This window comes from Erwinia sp. (genome assembly GCF_031978025.1).
GTDB lineage: Bacteria > Pseudomonadota > Gammaproteobacteria > Enterobacterales > Enterobacteriaceae > Erwinia.
The window spans coordinates 1-10,844 of record NZ_DALZCD010000142.1 but is presented as its reverse complement, the minus strand read 5'-3'; the positions used below and the strand labels follow the sequence as shown (position 1 = coordinate 10,844).

General features: G+C 53.4%; 10 protein-coding genes. 2 read left to right on the top strand and 8 right to left on the bottom strand.

Features of this window, described 5'->3' with window-relative positions:
* Positions 1-46 precede the first annotated feature (46 nt).
* From RTK32_RS12695 to RTK32_RS12670, 6 genes are all read right to left on the bottom strand, one after another.
* On the bottom strand, positions 47-388 hold the full coding sequence (locus RTK32_RS12695) for a DUF1176 domain-containing protein (protein WP_312044468.1): 342 nt from the start codon (positions 386-388) through the stop codon (positions 47-49).
* A 104-nt stretch (positions 389-492) separates the two neighbouring features.
* Positions 493-867 (bottom strand): hypothetical protein, encoded by a 375-nt coding sequence (locus tag RTK32_RS12690; protein ID WP_312044467.1) that lies wholly within the window; start codon positions 865-867, stop codon positions 493-495.
* A 64-nt stretch (positions 868-931) separates the two neighbouring features.
* Positions 932-1,174 carry a hypothetical protein gene (locus RTK32_RS12685; protein ID WP_312044465.1) on the bottom strand — a complete coding sequence of 81 codons (243 nt, stop codon included), beginning with the start codon at positions 1,172-1,174 and terminating at the stop codon, positions 932-934.
* Between the two features lie 322 nt (positions 1,175-1,496).
* Complete coding sequence (locus tag RTK32_RS12680; protein ID WP_312044463.1) at positions 1,497-3,095, bottom strand: hypothetical protein; 1,599 nt, start codon at positions 3,093-3,095, stop codon at positions 1,497-1,499.
* A gap of 15 nt (positions 3,096-3,110) precedes the next feature.
* On the bottom strand, positions 3,111-3,905 hold the full coding sequence (locus RTK32_RS12675) for a nucleotidyltransferase domain-containing protein (protein WP_312044461.1): 795 nt from the start codon (positions 3,903-3,905) through the stop codon (positions 3,111-3,113).
* Positions 3,906-3,908: 3 nt separating this feature from the next.
* The gene (locus tag RTK32_RS12670; RefSeq protein WP_312044460.1) at positions 3,909-5,132 is read right to left on the bottom strand and encodes an RtcB family protein; all 1,224 of its coding nucleotides are present in this window, start codon (positions 5,130-5,132) and stop codon (positions 3,909-3,911) included.
* 185 nt (positions 5,133-5,317) lie between these two features.
* Here RTK32_RS12670 and rtcR point away from each other — a divergent pair, with 185 nt between their 5' ends.
* Positions 5,318-6,898, top strand: a complete 1,581-nt coding sequence (gene rtcR, locus RTK32_RS12665; protein ID WP_312044458.1) for an RNA repair transcriptional activator RtcR — start codon at positions 5,318-5,320, stop codon at positions 6,896-6,898.
* A gap of 59 nt (positions 6,899-6,957) precedes the next feature.
* Here rtcR and RTK32_RS12660 read toward each other — a convergent pair whose 3' ends face one another.
* Together RTK32_RS12660 and RTK32_RS12655 are read right to left on the bottom strand one after the other, a co-directional pair.
* Positions 6,958-8,679 (bottom strand): DUF4153 domain-containing protein, encoded by a 1,722-nt coding sequence (locus RTK32_RS12660; RefSeq protein ID WP_312044456.1) that lies wholly within the window; start codon positions 8,677-8,679, stop codon positions 6,958-6,960.
* 96 nt (positions 8,680-8,775) lie between these two features.
* Positions 8,776-9,216, bottom strand: a complete 441-nt coding sequence (locus RTK32_RS12655) for a hypothetical protein (RefSeq protein WP_312044454.1) — start codon at positions 9,214-9,216, stop codon at positions 8,776-8,778.
* Positions 9,217-9,890: 674 nt separating this feature from the next.
* Between RTK32_RS12655 and RTK32_RS12650 the strand changes: the two genes are divergently transcribed.
* Positions 9,891-10,844 (top strand): hypothetical protein (locus RTK32_RS12650; RefSeq protein WP_312044452.1); only part of this gene is annotated, 954 nt, incomplete at its 3' end.

Sequence of the window (10,844 nt, the reverse complement as noted above, 5' to 3'; positions counted from 1 at the left end):
CTCTAAATTCAACCGTACCGCTGCGTTTGATGGCCTGAATTAACGCCTACGTTTGTGGCTCTGACAGGCGCAAATGCCGATCCGTTGCCGTTATGTCGCCCACAGGCTGGCCATCAATCCATAACGTCAGTTTTTGTACTGGTTTTTCGTTTTCTCTGTCTTCCGCCAGGAGCACCTCGCCAGCGGTCACCGTGTTCGCGCCAGCCGTGCGCGTCAGCAGCACGCCCCCCACATTCTCTTGTTTACTGGCGCCGCCGATACGGCAGGTTAAGGTGTTATCACAAGCCACCGACCACGCCTTATGATAAAAAGAGACGCCGCTTTCCTGAGCAGCAAGCGGGGCGGCAAGCGCTACCGTAATGACTGTCAGCTTTTGAAAAAAATTCACGTTGCTTCCTGTTTTCTGAATGTAGTAGGTAAACATCATAACTGGCTCATAAGCCGGATATGAGGCTTCGGATGGGGCTCGACGATGCCTGATAAATTAGTCTGCTATCGCGCCACCTGCTCTTTATTACTGCGCAATTTAACCAGTACCTGGTACAGTTGGCCAACGGAGAGATCGCGGATAACAGGCGGCGGAATACCGCGCAGCCGCCTGCAAAGATAAGTCAGACCTGAGAAGTCGTAGCCTTCGCCGTGGAAAAGGTATTCGTTTTCTGCCAGCGAAAATGTCTGCCGAAAGCCGCCGCTTTCCGCGGGAAAATTAACGCCAAAAAATTGCTCTGCTTCTTCCAGAAGCGCCATGCCATCATCGCCGCTAATATGCAGATCTTTTTCCAGCCAGGTATTTTCATCAATCGTTTTACGCTTCCATCCTGAAAACTCGCGTACAAATGCGATGACTTCTGCTAATGAAGGTTTCATTTCATCATGCTCGCTAAGGCAGGCTGGCCCGGTCATTTTATCTTCGCCACACCGTCATTTTCTGTCATTCAACCAGGGGATTAGCTTCTTTTACGGCAGCAAGAAAACTGGCGAAATGCCGATTAAACAGGGTGGAGTGATGAAGGACGCTGAACTCCCTGCCCGTTTTATCAGGCGTAGTGACGTAACGAACCCGCCATATTCTGCGGTTGCTGGCCGGGGTTCCGCTGACCTGAATCCTGATAATCTTTTCCAGTGGCATTTGACCTTCACCTGCTGAGAAAAAAGTACTGTCACCATCTTCCATGTTCATTTCCAATTTTTAATATCGACGTAGTCGCCGAAATCTTTTCCCTCTCTCTTAAGCTTCTTTATCAAAGATCGGCCAGCAGCAATATATGACAGGCAAGATGGCAAACGCTAACGGCAGCCATTTGCAAATAAAGGGGAAAAGCTGGTGCATATAAATTACCTGAATCAGGCAAGATTTTCTTATTATATCGAAGAAGGGATGACGCTGTTATCCGTTTTTACCGTATTAGCCAGTGTTTGCTTCTGGCCTTGTGCGCGAGCCAGGCGCCCGTATTAACAGGCGCTGGCTCCGGCTCATCAGTGCCAACGTCCGGAAGTTAAGGCTTTTCTGCCCACTGCGCCAGCAGCTGCGCCAGCCTTTCCTGAACCGCGTCCTCCGGCTCAGCGCATTGGGCGTTTTCCAGCAGCGCCAGGGTTTCCGCAGGCAGCAACGCCTGGGGCCAGGCTTCCAACGCGTTCAGCGCCATATGGCGGTTACGCGTCACCGGGCTTTTTAAACCTGTCCGGATCAGCCTCCAGCCCTGGCCCGGGAAACGGTGTAAATCCTGCAGGATAAAATCGAGCGCCGAATGCTGCCGATACTGCGGCCCCAACCCCAGGGATTTCTGCGGCCCGGAAGCAATGGCGGCCAGATCCAGCTCTTTTTCCGCCAGCGCAATAACCTTTGCGATGTAATCTGGATTATCGGTCTGCATCAGCTGATACCAGAGGTCTCTTTCAGGCTGTTCACGGTGCCGCTGATAAAGGGTCGGCCAGGGATCGCCGCCCTGCGCTCTGCAAAGCTGCAGCGCCGTATGAAAAATCATATCGTCATCATCACGCAGTCCGGCCTCAATCAGCGCGGGCCATGCGGGTAAGGCCTGAATGTGCTCGCACTGCGCTATCAGACGCTGTCGTTCGGCTTCGTCAGCAAACTCTTCTTCACGCGCCAGCCTGCCGATTTCTCCTGCCACCTCATAATGCAGCAGGTCGGCCGTTGTGCCGGGCACGATATGCGCGAGGTAACGCTCGCAGGCCAGCGCGGCAAAGGAATAGGCCCGCATATCCGGACCGGGCTGACCCACGATCATGCCACGTAAAATTTCAGCCGCGCCCTTAAGCAATTCCGCATCAACCTCGCCGTCCAATGCCTCATGCAGCCGTCCGTGCTCCGCACAGTGCCAGGCGGTATATTCCACCATTACGCCATTGCTATAGCCTTCTCTTAACAGCCACTGACGGACGGTTTCATTTGGGGCTTCCGGCAGGCGTTCGATCAGCTGGATACGTCCCCAGCCCGCCGTACGCTTTGCCAGCGCCAGCCACTCCAGCGCAAACTCCTCCGGCGGCAGGATAGCCCGCATCGCCACCACGGCGTAAAGAGTAAACTCATCGTGGCTGCCCAGCGTTCGCAGCAGGTTAATGCTTTGCTGATACGGAAAAAAAGCCAGCAGCGCCATGGCGAGCTTCACTACCTGACGGTCCGGCGATCGCGTGACCAGAAAGACCACCAGCGCCCGCAAACGGCGGGCATCAAGGGCTTCAGAAGTCGCCATCATCGCCAGCAGATTGTCGATAAAATTCAGCGGTGTCTCCTGTTTTGCCAGTTGATACAGCGCCTGCATATTTTTACTGCTGCTCCGCCGCAGAACGTTGATTATCGCCTGCATCACCTCAGCCGCTTTTTCTTTCTCGTTGCCCTGCGCAATATGATGACCAAAGGCTCCGTCCAGCGCGCCCGGTGCCCAGCGCAACGTCTCCTCATCCTGCCGGAAGGCAGGCTCGTCCGGCAACGTTTGTGCCGCTTCGGGCAGCACGCCCGTTTCTTCCGACCACTGCGCCAGCCAGTTAAAGGCGGAACACTGCTCTGTCGGCCACACGACCGGAAAACGCTGTTCGTCAGGCTGACGAAAAATGTTAGCGATCCATTCTTTCACGGTGTATTCCCTTTTTTATGCCGTGCCCAGCACGGTTTTCATCAGTAGTGCATCCAGGTCGCGGCAGTCGCGCCGTTTGCTGTCGGGCAGATCTTCGCTGATGCGGTTCTCGTCCAGCTGCTGACGGATAAATGCATGGATGCGATCCAGTCGCTCGCCGTATTCCGCTTCGCCTGCACGCTGCTTACGTGCCAGTAGCAGATCAATTTCGGCCAGCAGCAGAGGATCCGTCACCGTTCCCGCCAGCAATTCTTCAAAACGCATCGGCGGCGCGCCTTTTCCGGCTTCTATCCACTGCACCGCCAGCAGCGGGCGCAAGACGTAGAAGTACTTCTTCAACCGCACGCTTTCACCCTGCAAATAGCTGTAAAAGTTTTTTCTTGCCATCGACAGGTAGTGCCAGCGCGCACGCAAAGGTGAAAACCAGTCTGGTACGCTTTCACGTAAATCGGTGATGACATTTTCCTGCTGATAGATAACGGGCGAATCCAGCCATTCGATCAGCGTGGGGTTGGCGCGTTTTAACAGGCCCAGCGCTTTTCGCCATTCCCAGCCACAGACGTCCAGCGTATTGTCGACAGGCAGCTCGATCACATCCCGCTGCGGCTCCACGCGCAGATACCACTCCGGTTTATGCACATACAGAAAACGCACGTCATAATCGCTGTCCGGCGAGGCAAAGCCCCAGCCGCGACTGCCCGATTCACAGGCATAGAGCACTTTTACCTGGTGCTGCTCTTCCAGCTGACGCAGCACGCCGCGTACGCGCTCGCGCATTGCGCTATCCACACCGTTTAATCCTGTTTTCATTTTTTATCCTTTTACGCAGACAACCTGCGACAGCGTGTGCACCACTTCCACCAGCGAGGCCTGGGCGGCCATCACGGCATCAATGTCTTTGTAAGCCATCGGGATTTCGTCGATAACCTCTTTATCTTTCCGGCACTCGACGTGCGCCGTAGCGCGTTTTTGGTCTTCGACGGTAAAGCGAGCTTTCGCTGCCGTGCGGCTCATGGTTCGTCCGGCGCCGTGGCTACAGGAGCAAAAGCTCTCTTCATTACCCAGGCCGCGCACGATAAAACTCTTCGCGCCCATCGAACCGGGGATGATGCCCATCTGCCCTTTTTGCGCCGAAACCGCGCCTTTACGCGTGACCAAAACCGATTCGCCAAAGTGGGTTTCCCGCTCCACGTAGTTGTGGTGGCAGTTCACCGCTTCCAGATGGGTGGTAAACGGTTTGGTGATAACCTGCGACATGGCCGCCAGCACGCGCTCCATCATTGCTTCGCGATTATGGCGAGCGTAATCCTGCGCCCAGCTCACTGCTTCCACATAATCGTTGAAGTGCCTGCTGCCTTCTTCAAAATAAGCGAGGTTACGATCCGGCAGATTGGCGATATGCCGCTGCATATCCTTTTGCGCCAGGGCGATAAACAGATTGCCGATAGCGTTCCCGATGCCGCGCGAGCCGCTGTGCAACATCACCCAGACCTGCTGGCACTCATCCAGGCAGACTTCAATAAAGTGGTTACCCGTCCCCAGCGTGCCCAGATGCTGATAGTTGTTGGTTTTAAACAACGACGGATGTTTTTGCGTCAGCGCCTTAAAGCGCGGCGCCAGTCTGGCCCAGTGGCGATCGACCTCCTGCGGCGGCGTCTGCCAGGCGCCTTTATCACGACCGGAACGGTTATTGGTACGGCCGTGCGGCACCGCCTGTTCAATGGCGCTGCGCACGCCCGACAGATTATCCGGCAGATCGCTGGCCATCAGCGAGGTGCGCACGGCAATCATGCCGCAGCCAATATCCACGCCGACCGCCGCAGGGATGATCGCGCCCTGGGTGGGGATCACGCTGCCGATAGTGGATCCTTTGCCCAGGTGGACGTCCGGCATCACCGCCAGATGACGAAAGATAAAAGGCATTTTTGCCGTATTCAGCAGCTGGTCGCGCGCTTCCGGTTCGACCGGCACGCCGTGGGTCCACATTTTTACCGGTACGCCATGCGCCTGCTGCAAAGTCTGATACGTGTTTTTCATTGTTGTTTTCCTCGTTGCTGTGCCTTAACCATTGCGAATGCCGTGCCAGAACGCCCGAATGAAGACAAATAAAAAATATCACTTTGAAATTTAAAGAGATTATTACAGTCCCTGAATCTGCGCATTGCCATTGCCGATACGCCAACTTATCTTAACGTATAGGGTATTTATCTTTCAGGATAAGCATGAAAAAGAACGTAGCGATCGGCGTATTAGGCACGGTGCTGGACAGGCGCGGCAAACGCGAGAAGCGCTGGAACAAATGGCGGCCTACCGTCGCGCTTTGCCAACAGGAAAATTTGCGGATCGACCGGCTGGAGTTGCTGCACCAGCCGCAGAGCGTCACGATGGCTCAGCAGGTCGCGGAGGATATCCGCCAGGTGTCGCCACAGACCGAAGTGGTGCTGCATAGCGTGGCGCAGAACGATCCCTGGGATTTTGAAGAGGTTTACGGTAGCTTTCTGGATTTTGTCAGCCGCTACGCTTTTGATACCGAAAATGAAGAGTATCTGGTGCATATCACCACCGGCACCCACGTGGCGCAGATTTGCTGGTTTCTGCTGACCGAAGCTCGCTATCTGCCCGCGCGCATCCTGCAAACTTCGCCTGCGGGCAAGTCGCCGGATGCGCCCGGCGCGCTGGGTCACTATTCCATTATCGACCTGGATTTAAGCCGCTATGCGACGCTGACCAGCCGTTTTCAGCGTGAGCAGCAGCACTCAACCTCGTTTTTAAAAGCCGGTATCGAGACGCGCAACCCGACGTTTAACGCCCTTATCGAGCAGATTGAGCGCGTGGCGTTGCGCTCGAATGCCCCGATATTGCTGACCGGCCCCACCGGCGCGGGCAAGTCTTTTTTGGCTGAACGCATCTATCAGCTACGCCATGACCGCCACCGCCTGGCCGGTAAATTCGTGGCGGTTAACTGTGCCACGCTGCGCGGCGACAATGCGATGTCCACGCTGTTTGGTCACGTTAAGGGCGCCTTTACCGGTGCCCAGCAGCCGCGCAGCGGATTGTTACGCGAAGCAGACGGCGGCATGCTGTTTCTGGATGAGATAGCCGAACTGGGGCTGGATGAACAAGCGATGCTGCTGCGCGCCATTGAAGAGAAACGCTTTTTCCCCTATGGCGCGGATAAAGAGGTCAGCAGCGATTTTCAGCTGATTGCCGGTACCCACAGGGATATGCCGCAGTGGGTTGCCGAGGGGCGCTTTCGCGAGGATCTGTTCGCCCGCATCAATATGTGGACTTTTCAACTACCTGGACTGGCCGAACGCCGTGAAGATATCGAACCCAACCTTGATTTTGAGCTGGCGCGCTATGCCCGTGAACAGCAGACGCAGGTGCGTTTTGATAAAGAAGCGAGAAGCCATTTTCTGCGCTTCGCCTGTTTGACGGAAGCGAGCTGGCGAGGCAACTTCCGCGAACTGAGCGCGGCCGTCACGCGTATGGCAACCCTGGCGGAACAGGGACGAATTTCGCTGGCGCTGGCGGAGGAAGAGATCGCCCGGCTACGCAGCACCTGGCGCACGACGGCCTCGACAGCGGCACTGCCTGAACGTACCGGGGCGCAGTACGATCTCTTTGACGAATGCCAGCTACAGACGGTGCTGAGCGTCTGCCGCGCGTCGGATTCGCTTTCTGAAGCGGGCCGACGCCTGTTTGCCGTCTCCCGCCAGAGCAAAAAACAGCCCAACGATGCCGATCGCCTGCGTAAGTATCTGGCACGGTTTGGGCTGAGCTGGGAAGAAGTCAGAGGGTAACGTAACCGGCCGTTTTTGCAGCCTTGCCTGACGCTGCACGGCTGCAAAAGCGGGTCAGGCTATTGTCCTTCGAAGCCGTAGTATTGCACCGGAAGCCGCTGGCCGTTCACTTCCAGATCGCGCCACGGCTTAGCTACAGTTCCAGGTATTTTATCCCGCAGAGTCGGCTCCAGCCTTTCCGACAGCGTCACGCTACCAATCTGATTCCAGCCAGTGGCCTGGTGGGCATAAAGAGTAATGCTCTGCTGAGTGCGGTTATAGAGCAGCACTTCCGGCGTGCCGTCGTTATTCATATCCTGCATCCACACCAGGCAGGAACCGCTATCCATCAGGCAGATGCCTGACTCCTGCTCAACGTATTGCGTCTGCGTCTGCATCTGCCACCAGCTTTCCGGCGGGGCTTCGCTGCCTGCCCGCAGCGTAATGCTGCGTTGAAGATCGCTAATGGTTGGGGTAGCACTGGAGGCGTCGCCTTCTGCCAGTATGCGCATCAGCACGGCTTTTTGCCGGGCAGGAGACTCCAGCCATTGCGGATGGTTATTTATCGTCTGCAACGCCTGTTTTCCCCGACGTCCCGACTCGCTGAATAAATAGAGGTCCATGTCGTCTACTTTGGCTTCGCCCTGCGCAAAACGGGCCAGCTGGCTTTTCATGACAATGCGCCAGGGATCGACCACTGGCGTATGCAGTAAAAACCACCCGCAGGCCATCAGGGCCAGCATCAGCAGAATAAATTTATTCATGCCGGCCGCGCCCTGCGACCATGCGCGGCGCTGGAATCCAATCAACAGCAGCGAGCCAGCCGCGGTAATCAGCACGAGGATAGCGGCATAGACACGATCTGTCGTCCAGCCATATTCAGCAATACGCAGCCACAGCGCCCAGCCAGCCAGCGCGGCCAACAGCGGCGTTAAGCCCTGCGCCACCAGCACCAGGCGCGCCCTGCCTCGCTGCCAGTGCGATACGCCCGGCTCGCTTTCGCCAGCTATGGCGCTAAAGGCCAGCATCAACAGCGTCATGGTCAGCAACAGCGTCGTGGCTGAAAAAGCTTTGGGGATGATAGCCAGCCCGGTAAACGGCAAACAGGCCAGGAACAGCAGCAAGGCGATCGCGTGCAGGGGCAACAGGGCGCTAACGGCTCTGGTCATCAAATGACGGTACAGCCCGGCAGCGCCCGGCAGGCGTCGACAAAATACGATACCCGCCGCGATGACCGCCCCGGTCGCTATCGCCGGAAAGAAGCGGTTATCAAAGAAAATTTGTTCAAACAGCATGATGCCGATCATGCCAAACAGCTTGCTCCACAGTAGTAATACCAGCCAGAACAACCCGGTCATTACGCCGGTGACGGCCAGGGTGAAGGTGTTGCGCCACAGCGTTTCAGTAACGAGTGCTCCCCACGTTGCCCCACCCTGCTGCGTTGATTTAAGACAGAAAGCGACCAGCACGGGCATAACCAGGCTGAGCATAACTATCACGGCGAGGATATTTTTAAAGTGAAACTCACCCGGCGGCAGCATGGGGAAATTCCAGCGGTACCATCCCGTCATCAAGGCAATAAACGGCAAGGCCAACAAGGCACACAGCCAGGGCCTGACGGCGCGCAGAGGGTGAAGCGTGAAGGCCAGTATGCTGGCTGCAGCCAACGACAGCGGCGGCAGATACAGGGTAAGCGCGTGCTGGTTTACACTCTCCGGCAACGTCCAGAACAGCCCGGCTAACATCCCGATAACGATAATGGCCCATTGGGTATGGCGAGGGAAAATGTCCTTTTGCAACATTGTGAGTCCTTGTTGTCAGGCGAGTTGAACAGAAATAACAAATCCGATTTGCGTTAAACACGCTTTTTTCTGTAAAGCGTTAATGGCAGGCAGCGATTATTTTCCGCGTTGACGCTTTTTTTCCGCCTTGATCCGGGCTTTTTCTTCACGGGCACGAACCTTGAGGATTTTTCGCATACGGAAGGCCAGCTTGATCAGGCGTAATTCGGTGCTGACGGGAAGATTGCGCTCTTTAGCATGCATCCATAATGACCCTGCCAAAATAGCGAGCGTGATGGATAAGGTGATTAGCAGACCAACCGGATCGCTGTCCCGCAGCATAAAGAGCAGCATCAATATGAAAAGAGTGGTCATGCCTTTCAGGCTGGTGCTGTCTTCGGCCATTTGCGTAATGGATTCCAGCAGATCGACATCCTTCGTCAGGTCAGGATGGTAGCGCTTCTTAACGATCTTCATATTTGTTTTGAACGCGCTGTAATCCTTCAGCGTAAAACCATTGGTGAGGATTTGCTGACGGATTTGCGTTTTTCTGTCCATTGGTCGTCCCTGTTGAGCATGCGCAATCGGTGAAAACAGTGCCTTTGAATATAAACACGGGCTTAAAGCGTGGTGTGGGATGCAGAAGCTTACCGGGCAGACCCGTTCATTACGCGCAAAAGACTATAGTCATTCGTGGACCTTAATTTACCTAAGTAAATTTTCATATGCAAAGATCGCTGCCTGCGTTTTGCAGGGTAGCGGCGTTAATGAAGTCGCTGATCCGGCATACTAAAACTACCAGCAACCTTTATAGTCAAAAACACGGTACTAAAAACCGTAGCTATTGGTGAAGATATTTTACTGGTAAATTACAGAAACGATTTCTGCTAACGGATGAAACCACCAGCCAGAGGGTCAGGCACATATGCGCAAACTTCACGTCATTGGCGGCGTCTCTGATGATTAAGTCTGTGTTGAGGGTAATAATGTGCCAGGTGAGACACCATAAAGGGTTCTTACCCTCAGGACTGCTGAAAAAAAGACCACTTTACTGACGGGTATTTTTCTGTGGGACAGTGGCACGAATGGCAAGCAGTGTACATTTCAAAGGCTCTGTGCAATTTTTGAATGGAATATTCATAATACGGAGAATGGAATGTTTAGCGAAAAGCACTTGTTTGAAAAATCATAATTTGCAAGAAGATGCTTAATAAAAAATTGGGATGTTTATAATGAAAAAAGTTGTTGCTATAACCTGTTTATCCATTTTACTCGCTGGTTGTGATAAATCGGTTGAGGATAAGCCCATTCCAGAGCTGACACGTGAGGAAGCTAATGGTATCTGTCAATCACCTGACGTCCTGGCTCAACTGGAAAAAACCTTCAAAACAGAAACGACCGGGGATTTAAAAGATAACCCGCGGAGCTACTCTCCTTTTATAGACAGGCATACTAATGGAATAATGCAGGATATTAATGAAAGAAGCGCATCAAGAATTGACGTCACTTATCAATATACATCAGACGATTTTTCTAAAGGGTTCGGGACGACAGATAAATTAAAAATAACGAACGCTGAACTGAATGCTACCGGCACTGACATGCTTAAATGCAGCGCTAAAGCTGAGTTTACCTCAGATGAATTTTATGGGCTTACTTTTGCAAACGATATTATTTACAATGTAAAAAAAGATAACGGTAAATTCGTTACTGACACCAAAATTTCTTTCAATAGCCTTTTAGGGCATAAAATCCAGCCGACTGCATCACAAAAATCATGGCGTGATAAGTATGAGGGAAACCTTAATGCTGAAGAGAATGCCCTGAGAAACATTCCCGACTCAGAATATAAAATCGTCAGCCAGAACGATCTGTACTACATCTATTTCTCACAATCATCACGTCAATTTAGCGATGATGAATTAATGGGCTTTTTTAGCTCCAGGTGGAACAGTACGACAGATGTCTTTGCTAAAGCAGACATCAAAAAAGAAGAAATTCAAAAAATAAAAGAGAAAATAGCTCAATATAAAGACCTTAAAAACATAGTGGCTTATTCTTCCTTTAATACAAGCCGCCAGCTGGAAGAAAAGTATAGCGTTCAAACAGCAGAAGGTGAAAAACCCTTAACGTCAACAACTGGCTGGATTTCTGCAAGCGATAGCTATAATTTTGATAAAAAAGGG